The sequence below is a fragment of the Aeromonas sp. 603079 genome (assembly GCF_049172135.1).
GTDB lineage: Bacteria > Pseudomonadota > Gammaproteobacteria > Enterobacterales > Aeromonadaceae > Aeromonas > Aeromonas veronii.
In genome coordinates this window covers 143887-164734 of sequence record NZ_JAAKPX010000004.1, presented here as the reverse complement: position 1 = coordinate 164734, position 20848 = coordinate 143887, and the positions used below count along the sequence as shown (strand labels likewise).

Here is a 20848-nt window from a genome sequence, read left to right as displayed (position 1 = left end):
TTTAGTTTCAATCAGCTGTATGAAACTTGTGATTGGATTGTTAAGATGTGGCGCAATGAGGTCAGACCTCTGCCTTTTAAACCAAGGAGCCAGGATGAAACAGCCATTGAAACTGACGACTCGCCAGGGCGAACGGATTGCCGTCGTGGCGGGGCTGCGTACCCCCTTTGCCAAGCAGGCCACCGCCTTTCATGGCGTGCCTGCAGTCGATCTCGGCAAACTGGTGGTGAGCGAGATGCTCGCCCGTACCAATCTCGATCCCAAGCTTATCGACCAGCTGGTGTTTGGTCAGGTGGTTCAGATGCCGGAAGCCCCCAACATTGCCCGTGAAATCGTGCTTGGCACCGGCATGAGCGTCAATACCGATGCCTATAGCGTCTCCCGCGCCTGCGCCACCAGTTTTCAGGCGGTGGCCAACGTCACCGAATCCATCATGGCGGGCACTGTGGATATCGCCATCGCTGGCGGTGCGGACTCCTCCTCCGTGCTCCCTATCGGAGTGAGCAAGAAGCTGGCCCGTGCCCTGGTGGATCTCAACAAGGCGCGCAATCTGCAGCAGCGCTTCAATATTCTACGTCAGCTGCGGGTCAAGGATCTGCTGCCGGTGCCGCCTGCCGTGGCGGAATACTCTACTGGCCTCTCCATGGGACAGACCGCCGAGCAGATGGCCAAGAGTCACCAGATCAGCCGCGAGGCGCAAGATGCGTTAGCTCATCGCTCCCACACTCTGGCCGCGCAGGCTTGGGCCGATGGCAAGCTCAGTGGCGAGGTGTTTACCGCCCATGTACCGCCCTACAAGTCGCCGCTGGAGCGGGACAACAATATCCGTGAAAGCTCGGATCTCGCGAGCTACGCCAAGCTCAAGCCGGTGTTTGATCGGGTTCATGGCACAGTGACGGCTGCCAACGCCACGCCGCTGACAGATGGCGCTGCCGCCGTGCTGCTGATGCGCGAAGGGCGGGCGAAAGAGCTGGGCCTCAAACCGCTGGGCTATATCCGCAGCTTCGCTTTCTCGGCCATCGATGTGTGGCAAGACATGCTGATGGGGCCCTCCTACGCCACGCCGCTGGCGCTGGACAGAGCCGGCATCACGCTCAGCGATTTGACTCTGATCGACATGCACGAAGCCTTTGCCGCCCAGACTCTGGCCAACCTCAAGATGTTTGCCAGCCACGAGTTTGCCCGTGACAAGCTGGGCCGCGATCAGGCCATCGGCGAGGTGGACATGGAGAAGTTCAACGTCCTCGGCGGTTCGCTGGCCTATGGCCACCCCTTTGCCGCGACCGGTGCGCGGATGATCACCCAGACCCTGCACGAGCTGCGTCGTCGCGGTGGGGGATTGGGGCTCAACACCGCCTGTGCGGCGGGTGGATTGGGCGTGGCTATGGTGTTGGAGGTTGAATGATGAGCGCTAAGACTTTTTCCCTGGATGTTCGCAAAGATGGCATCGGCATCCTCACCATGGATGTGCCGGGCGAGAGCATGAATACCCTGAAAGCCGCCTTTGTCGAGGAGATCCGCTCCGTACTGGACGAGGTAAAACGCAACAAGGATTTGATCGGGCTGGTGATCACCTCCGGCAAGAAGGACTCCTTCATCGCCGGCGCTGACATTACCATGCTGGCCGCCTGCACCAGTGCCAAGGATGCCGAGACCCTGTCACGAGAAGGGCAGGAGATCTTTGCCGAGATCGAGGGGCTGACCATTCCGGTGATCGCCGCCATTCATGGCCCCTGCCTCGGTGGCGGGTTGGAGCTGGCGCTGGCCTGCCATGGTCGGGTGGTGACCGAGCACGGTAAAACCGTGCTGGGATTGCCGGAAGTGCAGCTCGGTCTGCTGCCGGGCTCTGGCGGTACCCAGCGTCTGCCGCGCCTTATCGGGGTGGCCAAGGCGCTGGATCTGATGCTGACCGGCAAGCAGGTGCGGGCCAAACAAGCCAAGAAATTGGGGCTGGTGGACGATGTGGTGCCGCCGTCAATCTTGCTGGATGCTGCCATCAAGCTGGCCAAGAAGGGCAAACCGCGCCATCAGTTGAAACGGGATCTGCAGGGCAAGGTGCTGGAGACCAACAAGCTGGGTCGCAAGGTGCTGTTCGATCAGGCCAGCAAGGGGGTGAAAGCCAAGACCCGCGGCAACTATCCGGCGCCGGAGCGGATCCTGGACGTGGTACGCATCGGCGTGGAGGAGGGGATGAAGGCCGGTCTGGCCGCTGAATCCCGCCACTTTGGCGAGCTGGTGATGACTGCCGAGTCTGCCGCCCTGCGTTCCATCTTCTTTGCCACCACGGAGATGAAGAAAGAGGTCACCTATCAGGGAGCCGAGCCGCGCAAGGTGGGCCATGCCGCCGTGCTGGGCGGTGGTCTGATGGGGGGCGGCATCGCGTTCGTCACCGCTACCAAGGCGGGCGTGCCGGTGCGGATCAAGGATGTGGCAAGCGCCGGGATCGGCAATGCCATGCGCTACAGCTATGACATTCTGGCCAAGAAGCTCAAGCGCCGTCATATCCTGCGCAGCGAGCTGGAAAAGCAGATGAGCCTGTTGACCGGTACCCTCGACTACTCCGGTTTCCACCGGGTGGACATGGTGGTGGAGGCGGTGTTTGAAGATCTCAATCTCAAACACCAGATGGTGAAGGACGTGGAGCGTGAGTGCGGTGAGCACACAGTGTTTGCCTCCAACACCTCTTCCTTGCCCATCAACCAGATTGCGGCAGAGGCGGCGCACCCAGAGCGAGTCGTGGGGCTGCACTACTTCAGCCCGGTGGACAAGATGCCGCTGGCGGAGATCATCCCCCACGCTGGCACCAGTGCCGAGACGGTCGCTACCACCCTGGCTTTTGCCCGCGCCCAGGGCAAAACGCCCATCGTGGTGAAGGACGAAGCCGGTTTCTACGTCAACCGCATCCTGGCGCCCTACATGAATGAGGCGGCAAGACTGGTGCTGGAAGGGGAGCCGGTAGAGGTGCTGGATAGCGCGCTGCTGGACTTTGGCTTCCCGGTTGGCCCCATCACCTTGCTCGATGAGGTGGGGATCGATGTGGGCGCCAAGATCTCCCCCATCCTTGAGAAAGAGCTGGGCGGCGAGCAGTTCCAGGCGCCCAAGGCGTTCGACAAGCTGCTGCAAAATGATCGCAAGGGACGCAAGAACGGCAAGGGCTTCTATCTCTATGGCAAGGCGGCACCGCGCAACAAGCTGACTGGCAAAGAGGGCAAGAAGACGGTGGACGAGAGCGTCTATGGCGTGCTCGGCATCAAGCCGTCTGCCAAGCTGGCCCGTCAGGAGATCGCCGAGCGCTGCGTGCTGCTGATGCTCAACGAAGCGGCCATGGCGCTGGATAGCGGTGTGGTGGCGTCGGCCCGTGATGGTGATATCGGTGCCATCTTCGGCATCGGTTTCCCGCCTTTCCTTGGCGGCCCGTTCCGCTACATGGACACGCTTGGGATTGATCATCTGGTTGGCCGTCTGGAGTATTACCAGAAGCGCCATGGCGACCGGTTTGCCCCTTGTGCCCGCCTCAAGGCAATGGCCGCAGAGCAGCAGACCTTCTACTGATAACTGCTGCAGATTGACCGCAAGACAACGAGGCCCGCACCCATGCGGGCCTCTTTCTATGCTGTGGTTTGTTCGGGTTATTCAGGTGGTGCTGCGATGATGCAGGCAGAGGCGAAGGCCGAAAAAATGGCCCACCGAAGTGGGCCATTTGCGAGGTGGTAAGCTTAGATACCCGGCTTACGCTCCGGGCAGCGGCCGATAATATCGGGTGGCAGTTCACCGTTGTCCTGCTCCAGCACCACGTCGAATCCCCACAGTTGATGGAGGTGCTTGAGCACCTCATGGCGAGAGTCGCCAAGGGGGATGCGGTTGTGGGGCACATAGCGCAGGGTGAGGGAGCGATCCCCCTTCACGGCGACGTTGTACACCTGAATATTGGGTTCCAGATTGCTGAGGTTGTACTGGGCCGACAGAGTATTGCGCACCTGACGGTACCCCTCGTCATTGTGGATAGCGGAGACCTTCAGATAGTTCTTCAGATCGTCGTCATCAATGGCGAACAACTTCATATCCCGCATCACTTTCGGGCTTAAGAACTGGCTGATAAAGCTCTCGTCCTTGAAGTTCTGCATGGCAAAGTGGAGGGTGTCGACCCAGTTGCTGCCGGCATAGTCGGGGAACCAGTATCTATCCTCCTCGGTCGGGTTCTCGCAGATGCGGCGCAGGTCGGTAAACATGGCAAACCCCAGCGCATAAGGGTTGATCCCCGAGTAGTAGCGACTGTTGTAAGCAGGTTGATAGACCACATTGGTGTGGCTGTGCAGCACCTCCATCATGAAGCGATCGCTCAGCTTGCCCTCGTCATAGAGGTGATTGAGGATGGTGTAGTGCCAGAAGGTGGCCCACCCCTCGTTCATCACCTGAGTCTGCTTTTGTGGATAGAAATACTGACTTATCTTGCGCACGATGCGCACCACTTCCCGCTGCCAAGGCTCCAGCAAGGGGGCATTCTTCTCGATGAAGTAGAGGATGTTCTCCTGGGGCTCTGCGGGGTAGCGCCTGTCCTCCACCCCTGCCGCTTTATGCTGCTTGGGCAGGGTACGCCACAGCTCATTGACCTGAGTTTGCAGATAATCTTCCCGCGCCTTCTGGCGCCGCTTCTCCTCGGCCATGGAGATCTTCTGGGGACGCTTGTAGCGATCCACCCCGAAGTTCATCAGGGCATGGCAGGAATCGAGCAGCTGTTCCACCGCCTCGATGCCATGCTTCTCTTCGCACTGGGTGATGTAGTTCTTGGCGAACAGCAGGTAGTCGATGATGGAGGAGGCATCGGTCCAGGCCTTGAACAGGTAGTTGTTCTTGAAGAAGGAGTTATGACCGTAGCAGGCGTGCGCCATCACCAGCGCCTGCATCGGCATGGTGTTCTCCTCCATCAGGTAGGCGATGCAGGGATCGGAATTGATGACGATCTCGTAGGCCAGTCCCATCTGGCCGCGCTTGTAGTTGCGCTCGGTATGGATAAAGCGCTTGCCGAACGACCAGTGCTGATAGCCGATGGGCATGCCGACGCTGGAGTAGGCATCCATCATCTGCTCGGCGGTGATCACCTCGATCTGGTTGGGGTAGGTGTCCAGCTTGTAGAAACGGGCGACCCGGGCGATCTCCTGGTGATAGGTCTCCAGCAGATCGAAGTTCCAGTCTGGTCCGTCATCCAGTGGCGCTACACGTTTTTCTGTTTCGATCATGTGACCTCCTCACGCCGCTTGTTTCTTGAACAGCTCGCGGAACACCGGATAGATATCCTCGACCTTGCGAATGTGCTCCATCGCAAAGTGGGGGAACTGGCTGGCTACCGACTCATATTCGTGCCAAAGGGTCTGGTGGGCACGGGTGGTGATCTCGATGTAGGAGTAGTACCGCACCCTTGGCATGATGTCCCGCGCCAGAATTTCACGGCACTGCGGTGAGTCATCGGCCCAGTTGTCACCATCCGACGCCTGCGCCGCATAGATGTTCCACTGGTTGGCCGGGTAACGCTCGTTGATGATGTCATTCATCATCTTGAGGGCGCTGGAGACGATGGTGCCGCCTGTCTCCTGGGAGTAGAAGAACTCGTGTTCATCCACCTCCTTGGCCTGGGTATGGTGGCGGATATAGACCACTTCTACGTTCTTGTAAGTCCGGCTCAGGAACAGATAGAGCAGGATATAGAAACGTTTGGCCATCTCCTTGGTGGCCTGATCCATGGAGCCCGAGACGTCCATCAGACAGAACATCACCGCTTGGCTGGAGGGGACGGGCCGTTTGACGAAGTTGTTGAACTTGAGATCGAAGGTGTCAATAAACGGTACCGCATCGATCCGTCGTTTCAGCTCCCTGATCTCCTTCTCGAGCAGGGCGATCTCGGCAAAGTGTTCGTTGGGATCGGTGGCCAGCAGGGCCAGCCGATCTTCCAGTTCATGCAGTTGGCGCTTCTTGCCCGCTTGCAGCGCCATGCGCCGCGCCAGTGAATTTTGCAGGGAACGCACCACGTTGATATTGGCGGGCACCCCGTTGGAGGTGTAGCCCGCCCGATAGGTTTTCACCTCCATCAGCTGGTTGAGCTGGGTTTTCTGCAGCCTGGGCAGCTCCAGATCTTCAAACAGCAGATCGAGATACTCATCCTTGGAGATCTGGAACACGAAATCATCGGCCCCTTCTCCCTGATTGGATGCTTGTCCCTCGCCTGAACCCTGTCCGCCGCCCCCTCCTTTGGGACGGTCAATCTTGTCGCCGGAGACGAACTGATCATTGCCGGGATGCACCATCTCCCGTTTACCGCCGTGCCCCTGATGAAAATGGGGCTCGCCAATATCCTTGGTCGGGATGCTTATGCTCTCGCCCTTGTCAACGTCCTGAATGCTGCGCTTGGAGACAGCATCCGAGACCGCTTGTTTTATCTGCTTCTTGTAGCGGCGGATGAAGCGCTGCCGATTGACAGCGCTTTTGTTTTTGCCGTTGAGCCTGCGGTCGATAAAATGCGCCATAACTCCCCCTTGAACAGTCAGGGTCAGGATGACTTGCGTACCCTGAGATACCATTCGGAGAGCAGTCGCACCTGTTTGCGGGTGTAGCCTTTCTCCATCATCCGTTCGACAAAGTTATCGTGCTTCTTCTGCTCCTCGGCCGAGGTTTTGCTGTTGAAGGAGATAACCGGCAGCAGCTCTTCCGTGTTGGAGAACATCTTCTTCTCGATCACGGTGCGCAGCTTTTCGTAACTGGTCCAGTTGGGGTTACGGCCTGCATTGTTGGCCCGGGCACGCAGCACGAAGTTGACGATTTCGTTACGGAAATCTTTCGGGTTGCTGATCCCGGCGGGTTTTTCAATTTTCTCCAGCTCGCTGTTGAGAGACGCTCTGTCAAACAGCTGGCCGGTTTCGGGGTCACGGTACTCCTGATCCTGGATCCAGAAGTCGGCGTAGGTGACGTAGCGATCGAAGATGTTCTGACCGTACTCGGAGTAGGACTCGAGATAGGCGGTCTGGATCTCCTTGCCGATGAACTCCACATAGCGCGGGGTCAGATAGCCCTTGATGAACTCAAGGTAGCGATCGTGCAGCTCTTGCGGGAACTGTTCGCGCTCGATCTGCTGCTCCAGCACATAGAAGAGGTGCACCGGGTTGGCGGCCACTTCCGCGTGGTCGAAGTTGAAGACGCGGGAGAGGATCTTGAACGCAAAGCGGGTAGAGAGACCATTCATCCCTTCGTCTACACCTGCGTAGTCGCGATACTCCTGATAGCTCTTCGCCTTCGGATCTGTGTCCTTCAGACTTTCGCCATCATAGACCCGCATCTTGGAGTAGATGCTGGAGTTTTCGGGTTCTTTCAGCCGTGACAACACCGAGAACTGACCCAGCAGTTCGAGGGTGCCCGGGGCGCATTTGGCCTCGGTCAGTTCACTGTTGACCAGCAGCTTCTCGTAGATCTTCACCTCTTCCGAGACGCGCAGGCAGTAAGGCACCTTGACGATGTAAACGCGGTCGAGGAAAGCTTCGTTGTTCTTGTTGTTGCGGAACTGCTGCCACTCGGATTCGTTGGAGTGAGCCAGCAGAATGCCGTCAAAGGGGAGGGCGGAGAGCCCTTCGGTACCGTTGTAGTTACCCTCCTGGGTTGCTGTCAGCAGCGGGTGCAGCACCTTGATGGGGGCCTTGAACATCTCCACAAATTCCATCACTCCCTGGTTCGCTTTACACAGCGCACCTGAGTAGGAGTAGGCATCGGCGTCATCCTGGGCGAAGTGCTCCAGCATGCGGATGTCGACCTTGCCGACCAGTGAGGAGATATCCTGGTTGTTGTCATCACCGGGTTCCGTTTTGGCTATGGCAATTTGATCGAGAATGGAGGGGTTGACCTTCTCCACCTTGAACTTGGTGATGTCGCCGCCAAACTCGTGCAGGCGTTTGGCCACCCAGGGGGACATGATGGGACGCAGGTAACGGCGCGGGATACCGTACTCTTTTTCCAGGATCTCCCCATCCTCTTCGATGTCGAACAGGCAGAAGGGGTGATCGTTGACCGGTGAGCCCTTGATGCGATAGATGGGCACCTTCTGCATCAGGGATTTGAGTTTCTCTGCCAGCGAGGATTTACCGCCGCCAACGGGGCCCAGCAGATAGAGGATCTGTTTCTTCTCTTCCAACCCCTGGGCGGAGTGTTTGAGGTAGGAGACGATCTGTTCGATGGCCTCTTCCATCCCGTAGAAATCCTTGAAGGCGGGATAGCGTGCCACGACGCGGTTGGAGAAGAGTCGGCTCAGTCTGGGGTTGGCTGAGGTGTCTACCATCTCCGGCTCACCAATGGCGGTCAGCAGACGTTCGGCTGCGGAGGCGTAGCAGGCTTTGTCCTGCTTACACATATCCAGGAACTCCTGGATGGTATATTCCTCTTCTCTCGCTTTTTCATATCGCTGTTGGTAATGCTCGAATATGCCCATAACTTTGCCCTCGTTATAGTCGCTTACCCTGAAAAATGTGGATGACTGCTTTTGTGTTGTGCGCTTTTAAAGCCTAGTCAACAGACTCCAGTAATCCATCACGGTTGATAGGTTAAATTCTGAAGAAACCTGCCCGATCCTTGTGCGGGGAGGGTCAGTCAACAACACCGCTATGTTACTGACTGTTAAATTATTTTTGCCACGATAGCGAGGTAAATGTCAAAGACATAAAAAATAAATGTTTATGGGAAACAGGGAACTTATTGCGAAAAGATTAAGGGGTTTGACGAAAGGCAATGGGGCTGCGGGTTGGCGGGGTTATGGATGAGAATGTCATTACGTGAACGTCAACGTAAATCACTTTGTTTGGAGTTTTGGCTCTAATTTTTACATTGACGCTACATTTTGAGTGCCCTAGATTGGCGATGTGTGAGCAGCAAGATGCTTTAGCAAGAGAGTTGACTGTTGCCTCACCAAGCTCTGTTTAAGCACGTTTCCGTTGGCTTGACCCTCGCAACCGCGAGGGTCTTCTTTTTCTGCGTCTGTAAACGCTTGTTACTGCTGGTGGCTATTGACGCAGCCAGCACTCACCTAGCAAGGGTAGGCTTGTTGCACGGCCGCCAGGACGCGGGCAAACGGGTGGGCGGCCAACTGGCCTGCGCCCGCCAGCGATTTGGCCTTGACCCGGCTGGTCAGCGGTGTGGCGATACCGCACAGGAAACGGGCCAGAACACGCGCATCCACGGAACCGGTCTTGGCAATCAGCGGATCGCACCAGGCGCGGATCCCCGCCTCGTTTGGCATGGTCAGTGAGGGCAGGGGCGGGAGATGCGCCACATCGCCGCGACAAACCGAACAGTGGCCACAATGAACCGGCGCCACCTCATCGGCAAAATAGCGGGCGAGGCGGTGGCTCAGGCACTCATTCGAAGTGAAAAAGTCGAGCATGGCTTGCAGTCTGGCCAACTCACTCTGCTCTTTTTGCAAGAAGAGCGCATGGAGCGCGTTAGCCTCCTGCTCGTTGTCCCACCCCTGACGGGTGATCCGGTAGACCTCGGTCATCTGTTTGCTTTCAAGCTCGATCCAGCCTTGCTGCTGCAGGTAGTCGAGCGCCGCAACCGCCCGCTGTCGCTCCCCCTGATAGCCCTGCCAGAGGGCGTCAAAGTCCATGGTGCACCAGCTGCGGGCTTGCGGGGCGCAGGCGAACAGTTGCTCCAGAAACTGGCGACGATCCGGATTGAAGCGGCTCACTATCTCGCCTTTATCCAGCACAAACTTGAAGCGGTAGTCGGCGTAGTAGCTGTAGGCCGGTGTGATGATGCCTGCCATCTCCAGATAGACCAGCAGGGTTTTAAGGGGCAACTGGCGGATATTGGTGTCGTTGGAGAGACGCAGCAGGGTGAATTCCCACTCGCTCCCGCTCTGCTTGATGATGGCAAGGAGCTGGAGGATGGCACTCAAATCCGGCGTATCGCCGTAGACGAAGTTCTCCAGCACCGGCAGCTGGCTCTGGTTGGCCAGCACGATACAGCGCGATGGTTGGCCATCCCTTCCGGCGCGGCCAATCTCCTGGCTGTAGTTTTCGATGGATTTGGGCAGATCGTAGTGAATGACCCGCCGGATATCCGCTTTGTCGATCCCCATCCCAAAGGCGATGGTGGCGACGATGCAATCCACCTTGCCCGCCATGAAGTCGTGCTGGATCTGACTGCGCAGCACCGAGTCGAGTCCGGCATGATAGGCGCGGGCGTTGATCCCTTCTCTAATGAGTTGCTCGGCACAGGCTTCTGCGGTGTGTTGCAAAGTGACGTAGACGATGGTGGGGGCCGCCGGATCGTTGGCCAACTCCTGCGCGAGCCAGCTATCCCGCGCGTCGGGCGACAGGGGAATGACCGCCAGATCAAGATTGGGGCGGTAGAAACCGGTGACCACGACCCCCTCCGGCGCGATGCCGAATTTGGTCTGCATATCCTGAATCACCGCCGGTGTGGCGGTGGCGGTGAGCAGCAATACCTGCGGGATCTTCAGATCATGGCGATAGCTCGGCAGCTTGAGGTAGTCGGGGCGAAAGTTGTGGCCCCACTCCGAGATACAGTGCGCCTCATCGACGACCAGCAGCGAGAGCGGCACTTGCTGGATAAAGCGGCGAAAGCGCTCGTTCTTGAGTCGCTCCACCGAGATCATCAGGATCTTGAGCTGGCCATCCAGCGCCTGCTGCATCACTCGTCGGCTCTCCTCCGGGCTCTGGCTTGAGTCGAGGGTAGCGGCGCTTATTCCCTTGCTTTTAAGGAAGGCGAGCTGATCGTGCATCAGCGCCAGTAGCGGCGAGATAACCAGGGTCAGGTGAGGCAGGGCGAGGGCCGGCAGTTGATAACAGAGGGACTTGCCGGAGCCGGTGGGAAAGATGGCGGCGGCACTCTGACCTGCCAGCACCCGGCTGATCACCGCTTCCTGACCTGGCCTGAGTGCGGAGAAACCAAAATATTGGTTGAGCAGGGATGGGATCATGGCAAGGCTCCGCGGCAAATGGGGGATGATAGCACAGCGATGCCGGTCACGGGTGACACAGGAATGGTCGTGAGGGTAAGGGCAGAGAGTGTCGATAAAACGTACAAAAATGGGTGGTTGCGCTGTGGTTAAGGTTTTGTTGCGGTTTTTTGTGATGGAAACGGGATATTTTTTGGTGAGTCTCTGGAAAAAAAAGATGGCGAATGGGATATTCCGTCATGCAATCCGGTGACTGGCGGATCGGCCCGGCAGAAGGCTGGCCACAGACACCACATTCGGGCGACAGGGGTCTCCCGATGAGTGGTTGCAGACAGGACTCATGATTCATGCACTACGGTGCTTAGGGACTTTTTTGATGACACAACAACACCCCCTCCTTCGGCTGGTCAATAGCACCAGCCTGGTCAGCCAGATCCTGGTTGGTCTGGTATTCGGTATCTTGCTGGCACTGTTTGCGCCCGAGTGGGCGAAAACGGCAGGTCTGCTTGGCAGTCTGTTCGTTGGTGCACTGAAAGCGGTAGCTCCGCTGCTGGTATTCGTACTGGTGATGGCGGCCATCATTGGTCACAAGCAGGGTCAGAAGACCAATATTCGCCCGCTGCTGGCGCTCTACCTGTTTGGTACCTTCTCTGCGGCCGTGGTCGCGGTGATTGCCAGCTTCCTGTTCCCCTCCAACCTCCATCTGGTGGCCAATACTGCCGAGATCACCCCGCCCGGCGGGATCACCGAGGTACTGCAGACCCTGCTGTTCAACGTGGTGACCAACCCGGTCAAGGCGTTGATGGATGCCAACTATATCGGGATCCTGGCGTGGGCCATCGGTCTGGGTATCGCCATGCGCCATGCCAACGAGAGCACCAAGGCGCTGATCACTGACCTGTCTCACGGTGTATCCGCCATCGTGAAAGCGGTGATCCGCTGTGCTCCGCTCGGGATCCTGGGTCTGGTTGCCTCCACTCTGGCAGAGACCGGCTTTGACGCCCTGTTTGGCTATGCCCAACTGCTGGTGGTGCTGATCGGCTGCATGCTGTTTATCGCCTTTGTGGTCAACCCGTTGATCGTCTTCTGGAAGATCAAGCGCAACCCCTATCCGCTGGTGCTGACTTGCCTCAAAGAGAGCGGCGTGACCGCCTTCTTTACCCGCAGCTCTGCCGCCAACATTCCGGTCAACATGGCGCTGTGTGAAAAACTGCGCCTGCCCAAAGATACCTACGCGGTCTCCATCCCGCTGGGTGCCACCATCAACATGGCGGGTGCGGCCATCACCATCACTGTGCTCGCCATGGCGGCGGTACATACCCTGGGGATGGAAGTGGACATGGCAACGGCCGTGCTGCTCTCTGTGGTTGCCACCGTCAGTGCCTGTGGCGCGTCCGGTGTCGCCGGTGGCTCTTTGCTGCTGATCCCGCTGGCGTGCAGTCTGTTTGGCATCAGTAACGACATCGCCATGCAGGTGGTTGCTGTCGGCTTTATCATCGGTGTGTTGCAGGATTCTGCCGAGACAGCGCTGAACAGCTCCACCGACGTGCTGTTCACCGCCGCAGCGTGCATGGCCGAGGATGAAACCCTGTTGGATGTGGCTCCGGTACCGAGCCGCGAAGCCTGATCTCGCAACGGTCAGTTTCGCAACACACTTGCGCCCTCTTCGGAGGGCGCTTTTTATTGCCGGATTTGCTCTCTTTTCCTCTTTAAGCAGGCTCTTTGGCTGATGTGCCAGACATTCTGTCGCCCTTGTCCAGGGCGCTGCCTTATCTTTATCCCTTGGAGTTGTGCTTCCTCCTTCTGTTGTGCGTTACACATTTTTGTCTGTTCTGCTAACAGCCGATTGCTATGGCTTACCCCAGATCTTCAAGACAATCACATCATCACATCATCACATCATCACAGAAGAATGGAGGTGGCTGGCTGCGGCAGATGAACCCAACCCGTCCTATCAGACACGCCATCATGGTTTGGTGAGGGGGAGTAAACGTGTTGGCGATATTGAGCTGCGGGCAGGGGGGCGTCATGTTGATATCCGAAGTGCTCTGCCATGGCGCTGGTGAGCATGCAGATATCCAACAAGGTGAGGAGAGTAATAAGGAGAGAGCAGGGCAATCGCGGATGCACAGATTGCAGAGATAAAAAAGCCAGCCGAGTGTTCGGCTGGCTTTTTGCTATCAGCGGCAGGTAGGGGATTAACCGACCAGCTGATAGAGGATGGCGGAGATGGCGATCATCCCCATCACAGCGACAAATACGTTGCTGATATGACCCTGATACTTCGCCATGGCCGGTACGCGCTTGATGGCGTACATCGGCATGATGAACAGGATGGTGGCGATGATCGGGCCGCCCAAGGATTCAATCATGCCCAGGATGGAGGGGTTGGCAATGGCAGTGCCCCACAGGGTCAGGATGAAGAAGGCGATGATGAACATCTCGACTTTCTTGGCGTTCGGCTCTTTGCCTGACTTGCGCATGTTCTGCACGATCATCCCTTTCAGACCTTCACGGGCCCCCAGATAGTGGCCGAAGAAGGAGGAGACGATGGCGACGAACGCAACCAGCGGACCGAAGTAGGAGATGATGGGGCTGGCATGCTGGTTGGCCAGATAGGAGAGCACGGCGATGTTCTGAGCCTTGGCTTCTGCCAGCTGGGCCGGTGTCAGGCTCATGACGCAAGAAAAGACGAAGAACATCACGAAGCCCAGCAGCACCATGGCGGTACGCTTGAGGATGGCATCGGCTTTCTCGACCGCCTGATCACCGTGGTCGCGGCGCTGGGCCAGAGAGAAGCTGGAGATAGCCGGGCTGTGGTTGAAGGAGAAGACCAGTACCGGGATGGTCAGCCACAGGGTAGTGGCGAAATCCTTGGCAGAGGGCACTTGCTCCAGCGCGGCACCGGTCCAGTCCGGGATCAGGTACAAAGAGATACCGGCCAGAATGGCGATCAGCGGATAAACCAGCAGCTCGGTCACTTTCAGCATCAGCTTTTCACCGGCCAGCATCACCGACATCATGCCCATGATCAGCACGATGGAGAGGATCCAGCGCGGCGGGGCACTCATCTGCAGCTGGTTGACCATGAAGCTTTCCACGGTGTTGGTGATGCCCACGCCGTAGATCAGCACGATGGGGTAGATGGCGAAGAAGTAGAGCAGGGTGATTAATTTACCGGCACCCACGCCAAAGTGCTCTTCCACCACTTCGGTGATGTCTGCATTTGGCTTTTTGGAGGAGAGCACGAAGCGGGCCAGACCACGGTGGGCCAGATAGGTCATGGGACCTACCAGCAGCGCCATGACGACCAGCGGCCAGAAACCGCCCATACCCGCGTTGATCGGCAGGAACAGGATCCCCGCGCCAACCGCGGTCCCGAACAGACTGATGACCCAGGTAGAGTCGCGTTTTTCCCAACGAGTGGTTTGAGTAGAGCTGATCCCTTGCTCTGTTGACGCCGCAACTCCCTGCGTGCCAGTGACTGTGTTTGACATCTATCTCACCCCGAATGTGTGGTTCTTATTAAGTCGGCGCAAGGATACGGTTTTTCTAATCAAAAATGTTGATCAAATTCATCTTTACGGCACGAAAAACCGCACTTTCTTATGGAAATGTGATCAAAACAAGAAAAATTCAATTATTGTTTATCAATTGGCACGTTATTTTAGTGTTAATGATTAAATCTTGCTCGGCCAAATGTAGGTAAATTGTTATTTTGCGAGATGCTGGGCTAGTTGGTTGATCATGCTGGCGGTAGCCCCCCAGATAAAGTGCTGTTGCCAGGGGATCCAGTAGATGGTGTGCGCTTTCCCCCCTCTGGAAAGGGTCAGGGGGATGTGGTTGCGCCGATCCAGCAGATGGGTCAGCGGCACTTCAAAGGCGTGATCCACCTCATCCGGACTCAGAATGAGGGGATAGTTGCCATCGAGCAGCCCCAGCACAGGCAGCACCTCGAATCGTGACACCGTATTGAGCGGGTTGAGGGTGCCGATCACTTCAATCAGCCGGGCCGGAATGCCGAGCTCCTCTTCGGTCTCCCGCAGCGCTGTGGCAATGAGGTTTTCGTCGCCGGGATCCTGTCGCCCGCCGGGGAAGCTGATCTGCCCCCCATGATGACGCAGCCGTGGACTGCGCCGGGTCAATAACACGCTGAGCCCCTCATCGCGCATCACCACTGGGATCAACACTGCCGCCGGACTGAGCCCGCCGATGGCGAGGCGATGGGCCGGGGCGGGTCGCTGCAACTGGAAGCGGGTCAGCAGTTCGTGGCGATCCATGGCGGGGAGCTCTCCTGTGTGTTGGCCTGACAGTGGGGAGGGTTACAGCGCCGACAGCGGCGGCAGGATGCGGGCGACCTTATCATAGGTCTCCTGATATTCGCTGTCGGCGTCGGAGTCGGCGATGATGCCGCCACCGGCCCAGCAGTGCAGACGACCCGCTTCGGCGATCAAAGTGCGAATGCAGATGCTGGTATCCATCCGGCCATGCTGGCTGAGATAGCCTATGCTGCCGCAATAGGCATTGCGGCGCTGGGGCTCCAGCTCTTCGATGATCTCCATGGCGCGGATCTTGGGGGCGCCGGTGATGGAGCCACCCGGGAAACAGGCCCGCAGCAGATCGACTCCTTGCCAGCGTGCATCCAGCTCACCGTGGATGGTGGAGACCAGATGATGTACCGCCGGAAACGACTCCACCGCAAAGAGATGAGGCACGCTGACCGAGCCCGGCCAGCTGACCCGACCGATGTCGTTGCGCAGCAGATCAACGATCATCAGATTCTCTGATCTGTCCTTGTCCGCCTGTGCCAGCTCCAGCGCGACTTGCCGATCGGTGGCCGGATCAGGGTGGCGAGGGCGAGTGCCTTTGATGGGTTTGGTTTCGATATGGCGACCATCAAGCAGCAGGAACCGCTCGGGAGAGAGGCTCAGCAGCGCACTATCCGGCAGGCGGATAAAAGCTGAGAAGGGGGCCTTGTTGGCGGTTGCCAGCAGGCAATAGGCCTGCCACTCATCCCCCTGATAGGGGGCGCTGAAACGTTGGGTCAGGTTGATCTGGTAGCAATCCCCCGCGGCGAGATATTCCTGAATGCGGGCAAACTTCTCGCCATACTCGGCGCGGCTCATATTGCTCTGCCACGCCCCCTGCAAGGCAAAAGCGGGGGCCGGTTTGGCCTGCTGCTGTTCAAGCCAGGCCAGCCGGTTGGCAAGGCCCGCTTTATCCCCCCAGTGCACCAGCTGCCAGTCGCCAGTTGCCACATTGCGCAGCAGCGCCCAGTCGTAGATGCCTACAGCCATGTCCGGCACCGCGATATCGGCGGCGGCCTGCACTGGCAGTCGCTCGAAGCGGCGGCCGAGATCATAGCCAAACAGGCCGAGGGCACCGCCGATAAAGGGTAGGTGAGTGGCACACAGATCCAGCTCCCCCAGCAGCTGTCGCTGGGTATGGGCCAGCAGGGCGAGGGGATCTTCGCTGTGTTCGCTGCTCTTACCATGCCAGGTGAGAGTGGTCACCTCGCAACGGGTTTCGAGGGTCGCCAGCGGATCGGCAGTGATGATATCAAAGCCGTTATCGGCACCGAGTGGTCCCGCCGATTCCAGCAACATGGCCCACGGCTGATGTTGCAGGCGGGCAAAAAGCTGATGGAGTTCAGCACTATGGTCTAGATGATGGATATGAAGTGTTGGCGTCATTTTATGTTACACAGGCAACAGTTTGGTTCCCGAACCCTAGTCGGTGCTGGTGGGCAAGCGTATCATAGGTGTCGGTGACTTAAGAAAAAACTGCCGTGTCGTTCGTTTTTTGCTGGTTGATAGTTTTTAGCCAGCACGTCAGCACGGCCCATCATATGGAAGCCCTTGCCCTGCTCCGTGGCAGAGACAAGGACCAGTGAGGATGATATGAGCATTATAAAAAAACAGGATTTCATCGATTCTATCGCAGATGCCCTCCAGTACATCTCCTATTACCACCCGTTGGATTTTGTTCAGGCTGCCAAAGCGGCGTATGACCGTGAAGCCAACCCGGCCGCCAAGGATGCGCTGGCCCAGATCCTGATCAACTCCCGCATGTCCGCCGAAGGTCATCGTCCGCTCTGCCAGGACACCGGCATCGTGACCTGTTTCGTCAAAATTGGCATGCAAGTCCAGTGGGACAGCGACATGACAGTGCAGGAGATGGTGGACGAAGGGACACGTCGTGCCTACACCAATCCTGACAACCCGCTGCGCGCCTCCGTGCTGGCCGATCCGGCCGGCAGTCGCAAAAACACCAAAGACAACGCCCCTGCCGTGGTGCATATCGACATGATCCCCGGCAACAAGGTGGAAGTGAGCATCGCGGCCAAAGGCGGCGGCTCCGAGAACAAATCCAAGATGGTGATGCTCAACCCCTCTGACGATATCGTCGAGTGGGTGCTGAAAACCGTGCCGACCATGGGCGCAGGCTGGTGCCCGCCCGGCATGCTGGGCATCGGCATCGGCGGTACCGCCGAGAAAGCGGCGGTACTGGCCAAAGAGGCCTTGATGGAGCATATCGACATTCAGGAGCTGATTGCCCGTGGCCCGCAAACCACAGAAGAGAAGCTGCGGGTCGAGCTCTACGACAAGGTCAACAAGCTGGGGATCGGTGCCCAGGGTCTGGGCGGTCTCACTACCGTGCTGGATGTGAAGGTGAAATCTGCGCCGACTCATGCTGCCTCCAAGCCGGTGGTGATGATCCCCAACTGCGCCGCGACCCGTCACGTTCACTTCGAGCTGGATGGTTCAGGCCCCGCCGAACTGACTCCGCCGAAACTGAGCGACTGGCCGGAGATCACCCGTGAAGCGGGTGGCAACGTGCGCCGCGTCAACGTCGATGGCATCACCAAGGCCGAACTGGCCAGCTGGAAGAGCGGTGATACCGTGCTGCTATCGGGCAAAATCCTTACCGGTCGCGATGCAGCCCACAAGCGTATCGCCGACATGCTGGCCCGTGGTGAAGGGCTGCCGGAAGGGGTCGATTTCACCAACCGCTTTATCTATTACGTTGGCCCGGTTGATGCGGTGCGTGACGAAGTAGTTGGCCCGGCTGGCCCCACCACCTCCACCCGGATGGACAAGTTCACCGACATGATGCTGGGTGAAACTGGCCTTATCGGCATGATCGGCAAATCCGAGCGTGGCCCGAAAACCGTCGAGAGCATCAAGCAGCACAAGGCTGTCTATCTGATGGCGGTCGGCGGCGCCGCCTATCTGGTGGCCAAGGCCATCAAGAAGGCCCGCGTGGTGGCCTTTGCCGATCTCGGCATGGAAGCGATCTACGAGTTTGAAGTGGAAGATATGCCGGTGACCGTTGCGGTCGATTCCGAAGGCAACAACATCCACGAAACCGGCCCTGCCTACTGGTCGGCCAAGATTGCCGAGCTGGATGGCAAACTCTCCTCCTGAGTGACCGTTTCCGCTGCCGGTTAATGGCATCGGCTTGTAAAGAAGGCGCGTCCATCCGGATGCGCCTTTTTGCTTTGGCTGGCCTGTTATGGGCTCAAGTTGGCTGTTTGCGGCAAGCGGGCATAAAAAAGGATGGCGTGACGCCATCCTTATCGTTGTGCTTGTGCTCTGGCAGCAGACAGTAGAGCAATCGCCCTTGGCTTTAGGCCTTTTTCAGGTAGGCGGCCACCAGTACGATCTGCACGCCGTTGACCTTGCCTTCGATATGGAGCGGGTTGTTGGTCAGACGGATGCCCTTGACCAGGGTGCCGCGCTTGGCGGTGAAACCGGCGCCTTTCACGTCCAGATCCTTGATCAGGGTGACGGAGTCGCCCTCTTGCAGCACGGCGCCGTTGGAGTCAACAGTCGGTACGCTGTCGTCATCTTCGTCAGCAATACCAGCTTCAGCCCAGGCCTTGGCTTCGTCTTCCATGTACATCATGTCCAGCAGATCCTGAGCCCATACTTCACCCTTGCCGGAGAGAGCTTTGAGCTGGCGCCATGCCATCACCTGCACCGCAGGCACCTGGCTCCACATGCTGTCGCTCAGGCAACGCCAGTGGTTGACCACCAGGGTATCCGGTTGTTCCAGCTGACCACGGCAGGTGTCACAGATAGCAACGCTGTGATCATCGTCGCTGGCGGGGGAGTGAGGCACCACGAAGGCGGTCAGCGCCTGCTCGGCGCTGCACAGTTCACACTTGGCGCCCGCGCGCGCTTGCAGAATGGCGTTGATGGTCATGTTGTTGGTCCCATAGCTAGTGTAAAGCGTCCCGCGTTGGGCGGGGCGCGTGAAAGAGGGGGCGGAATATAGCATAAAACCCCGTACTTTGTCAGGTCTGCCCTGGGTCGCAGGGTCGGCTGTGGTGTTGCGCGGTGCTGATCGTCAGGTATTGAGAGTGCAATTTGAAGCGGGATCGCTAGAATGAGCCTCCTTTTTGACTGCAAGGCAGGGGCATTCGTGCTGGCTCAACGTTTTCAACAACTGGATCGACTGCTCACCCGCTACCGACGCTGGTGGCAATATCAGCCATATCATCATTTGACCATAGCCTTTGCCGATGAGGCGCCCGAACTGGCGGCGTTGCTCAATGGGCTGACGCTCGTCCAGTTGGCAGAGCTCGATGCGGATATGGATGCCCTCAGCAGTCTGCTTGCCCCCTGGATTGCCGAGGGAGCCGAGCTGCAGCAACTCAGTCAGCTTGCCCCGTTTACCCCTGAGCCAATCATTTGCAGCAAGGAGATGGCGCTGCATATGCCGGGGCGCAAGCAGGCCCAGATCGAGTCGTTCACCGCCTGTCTGCCTGCCCATCAGGGCCCCTATCTGGAGTGGTGTGCTGGCAAGGGACATCTTGGGCGGCTGGTGTCACTTCATCGACAGGCTCCTATCCTCAGTCTGGAGTTGCAAGGACAGCTTTGTGACGAAGGTCGGCTGCTGGCCGAGCGGGATGGCGCCAATATGACCTTTACCTGCGCCGATGCCTTTGCCCCTGAATCGGCGGCGCTGATCGCCCCCGAACATCACGCCATGGCACTCCATGCCTGCGGCGAGCTCCACACCCATCTGCTGGAGCGGGTGGCCGAGCGCGGTGCCCGCGGAGTGACCATCTCTCCCTGTTGTTACCACCTGATCCGTACCAGCCACTATCGCCCGCTGTCGGCCGCGGCCAGCGCCAGCGAGCTGGTGTTGAGCAAAGCGGATCTCAAGTTGCCGCTACAGGAGACGGTCACCGGCGGTGCGCGGATCGCCCGCCTGCGCGAGCAGGAAGTGGTGTGGCGGCTCGGGTTTGACTGCCTGCAGCGTCAGGTGCGCGGGGTGGATGAGTATCTGCCGGTGCCCAATATGCAAAAGAGCCTGCTGACCGGCACCTTCGAGGCATTCTGCGTTTGGGCTGCTGAACGCAAAGGGATTGTGCTGCCCGCCGGGCTCGACTATCCCGCCTGGTTGGAGCACGGGGAGCGTCGCTTTGGTGATGTCGCCCGCATGGAGCTGGTGCGTCATCTGTTTCGCCGTCCTCTCGAGATCTGGCTGGCGCTGGATCGCGCGCTCTTTTTGCAAGAGCAGGGTTATCGGGTCGAAGTGGGGGAGTTCTGTGCCAAACCCATGACCCCGCGCAATATCCTGATCCGTGCCGTGCGCGCCTGACAGCGAGCTCTTTGTGAGCGTTATTTGAACATTGTTGATGGCTGACTGGTGAAGCGGGTCAGCCATTTTTTTTTGCCACGAATAATTAATTGGTGACAGATCATCTGATCGTCTTTCGCCTCCCCATACGGGTGGCAAAACAGGCCAAAATGGTCATCGTTTGAGTTCTTTTATGTCGTTTTAGCTGCGTTGAGTAGCACAAGGTGAAATGGTTCACAAATTACGCGCATTTCTTAATTTTCATCGTGAATTTAGTTGTTGGAACACCTACTCTTGGAGCGCATT

The 20848-nt window shown here is 58.1% G+C and carries 13 protein-coding genes; 5 read left to right on the top strand and 8 right to left on the bottom strand.

Annotated features, from left to right (window positions below):
* Nucleotides 1-94: 94 nt before the first annotated feature.
* Nucleotides 95-1405 (top strand): acetyl-CoA C-acyltransferase FadI, encoded by a 1311-nt coding sequence (gene fadI / locus G5287_RS04110; RefSeq protein ID WP_227342818.1) that lies wholly within the window; start codon nucleotides 95-97, stop codon nucleotides 1403-1405.
* Nucleotides 1405-3552 (top strand): fatty acid oxidation complex subunit alpha FadJ, encoded by a 2148-nt coding sequence (gene fadJ, locus G5287_RS04105; protein WP_227343047.1) that lies wholly within the window; start codon nucleotides 1405-1407, stop codon nucleotides 3550-3552. Before fadI ends, fadJ begins: the two co-directional genes overlap by 1 nt.
* 164 nt (nucleotides 3553-3716) lie before the next feature.
* Here the strand turns inward: fadJ and G5287_RS04100 are convergent, their stop codons facing one another.
* The 4 genes from G5287_RS04100 to G5287_RS04085 all read right to left on the bottom strand — a co-directional run bounded on the left by G5287_RS04100 (nucleotide 3717) and on the right by G5287_RS04085 (nucleotide 10972).
* Nucleotides 3717-5237: a SpoVR family protein gene (locus tag G5287_RS04100; protein ID WP_040065652.1), complete on the bottom strand. Its 1521-nt coding sequence runs from the start codon at nucleotides 5235-5237 to the stop codon at nucleotides 3717-3719.
* 9 nt (nucleotides 5238-5246) lie between these two features.
* Nucleotides 5247-6518, bottom strand: coding sequence for a YeaH/YhbH family protein (locus G5287_RS04095; RefSeq protein ID WP_005360363.1), 1272 nt, complete (start codon nucleotides 6516-6518; stop codon nucleotides 5247-5249).
* A gap of 23 nt (nucleotides 6519-6541) precedes the next feature.
* Complete coding sequence (locus G5287_RS04090) at nucleotides 6542-8464, bottom strand: PrkA family serine protein kinase (protein ID WP_033113275.1); 1923 nt, start codon at nucleotides 8462-8464, stop codon at nucleotides 6542-6544.
* 591 nt (nucleotides 8465-9055) lie between these two features.
* Entirely contained in the window at nucleotides 9056-10972 is a 1917-nt protein-coding gene (locus tag G5287_RS04085; RefSeq protein WP_421230890.1) for a RecQ family ATP-dependent DNA helicase, read from the bottom strand.
* Nucleotides 10973-11327: 355 nt separating this feature from the next.
* Here G5287_RS04085 and sstT point away from each other — a divergent pair, with 355 nt between their 5' ends.
* Complete coding sequence (gene sstT, locus G5287_RS04080; protein WP_005345324.1) at nucleotides 11328-12578, top strand: serine/threonine transporter SstT; 1251 nt, start codon at nucleotides 11328-11330, stop codon at nucleotides 12576-12578.
* 571 nt (nucleotides 12579-13149) lie between these two features.
* Here the strand turns inward: sstT and G5287_RS04075 are convergent.
* The 3 genes from G5287_RS04075 to pabB all read right to left on the bottom strand — a co-directional run bounded on the left by G5287_RS04075 (nucleotide 13150) and on the right by pabB (nucleotide 16557).
* Nucleotides 13150-14448, bottom strand: a complete 1299-nt coding sequence (locus G5287_RS04075) for a serine/threonine transporter (RefSeq protein ID WP_005345325.1) — start codon at nucleotides 14446-14448, stop codon at nucleotides 13150-13152.
* Nucleotides 14449-14664: 216 nt separating this feature from the next.
* Nucleotides 14665-15231, bottom strand: a complete 567-nt coding sequence (locus G5287_RS04070; RefSeq protein ID WP_005351753.1) for a CoA pyrophosphatase — start codon at nucleotides 15229-15231, stop codon at nucleotides 14665-14667.
* A gap of 42 nt (nucleotides 15232-15273) precedes the next feature.
* Nucleotides 15274-16557: an aminodeoxychorismate synthase component I gene (pabB, locus tag G5287_RS04065; RefSeq protein WP_421230908.1), complete on the bottom strand. Its 1284-nt coding sequence runs from the start codon at nucleotides 16555-16557 to the stop codon at nucleotides 15274-15276.
* Between the two features lie 294 nt (nucleotides 16558-16851).
* Between pabB and G5287_RS04060 the strand changes: the two genes are divergently transcribed.
* On the top strand, nucleotides 16852-18378 hold the full coding sequence (locus G5287_RS04060; RefSeq protein WP_005345328.1) for a fumarate hydratase: 1527 nt from the start codon (nucleotides 16852-16854) through the stop codon (nucleotides 18376-18378).
* Between the two features lie 202 nt (nucleotides 18379-18580).
* Here the strand turns inward: G5287_RS04060 and G5287_RS04055 are convergent, their stop codons facing one another.
* Nucleotides 18581-19159: a PhnA domain-containing protein gene (locus G5287_RS04055; RefSeq protein WP_005333203.1), complete on the bottom strand. Its 579-nt coding sequence runs from the start codon at nucleotides 19157-19159 to the stop codon at nucleotides 18581-18583.
* A gap of 183 nt (nucleotides 19160-19342) precedes the next feature.
* Between G5287_RS04055 and G5287_RS04050 the strand changes: the two genes are divergently transcribed.
* The gene (locus tag G5287_RS04050; protein ID WP_227342827.1) at nucleotides 19343-20563 is read left to right on the top strand and encodes a methyltransferase; all 1221 of its coding nucleotides are present in this window, start codon (nucleotides 19343-19345) and stop codon (nucleotides 20561-20563) included.
* Nucleotides 20564-20848 lie beyond the last annotated feature (285 nt).

Excerpts from the sequence above, each read along its gene's own strand:
- pabB (WP_421230908.1), bottom strand. The coding sequence starts at position 16,557 with ATGTTGCTGGAATCGGCGGGACCACTCGGTGCCGATAACGGCTTTGAT.
- G5287_RS04095 (WP_005360363.1), bottom strand. The coding sequence starts at position 6,518 with ATGGCGCATTTTATCGACCGCAGGCTCAACGGCAAAAACAAAAGCGCT.
- sstT (WP_005345324.1), top strand. The coding sequence starts at position 11,328 with ATGACACAACAACACCCCCTCCTTCGGCTGGTCAATAGCACCAGCCTG.
- fadI (WP_227342818.1), top strand. The coding sequence starts at position 95 with ATGAAACAGCCATTGAAACTGACGACTCGCCAGGGCGAACGGATTGCC.
- G5287_RS04085 (WP_421230890.1), bottom strand. The coding sequence starts at position 10,972 with ATGATCCCATCCCTGCTCAACCAATATTTTGGTTTCTCCGCACTCAGG.
- G5287_RS04060 (WP_005345328.1), top strand. The coding sequence starts at position 16,852 with ATGAGCATTATAAAAAAACAGGATTTCATCGATTCTATCGCAGATGCC.
- fadJ (WP_227343047.1), top strand. The coding sequence starts at position 1,405 with ATGAGCGCTAAGACTTTTTCCCTGGATGTTCGCAAAGATGGCATCGGC.
- G5287_RS04050 (WP_227342827.1), top strand. The coding sequence starts at position 19,343 with ATGAGCCTCCTTTTTGACTGCAAGGCAGGGGCATTCGTGCTGGCTCAA.
- G5287_RS04090 (WP_033113275.1), bottom strand. The coding sequence starts at position 8,464 with ATGGGCATATTCGAGCATTACCAACAGCGATATGAAAAAGCGAGAGAA.
- G5287_RS04075 (WP_005345325.1), bottom strand. The coding sequence starts at position 14,448 with ATGTCAAACACAGTCACTGGCACGCAGGGAGTTGCGGCGTCAACAGAG.
- G5287_RS04070 (WP_005351753.1), bottom strand. The coding sequence starts at position 15,231 with ATGGATCGCCACGAACTGCTGACCCGCTTCCAGTTGCAGCGACCCGCC.
- G5287_RS04055 (WP_005333203.1), bottom strand. The coding sequence starts at position 19,159 with ATGACCATCAACGCCATTCTGCAAGCGCGCGCGGGCGCCAAGTGTGAA.
- G5287_RS04100 (WP_040065652.1), bottom strand. The coding sequence starts at position 5,237 with ATGATCGAAACAGAAAAACGTGTAGCGCCACTGGATGACGGACCAGAC.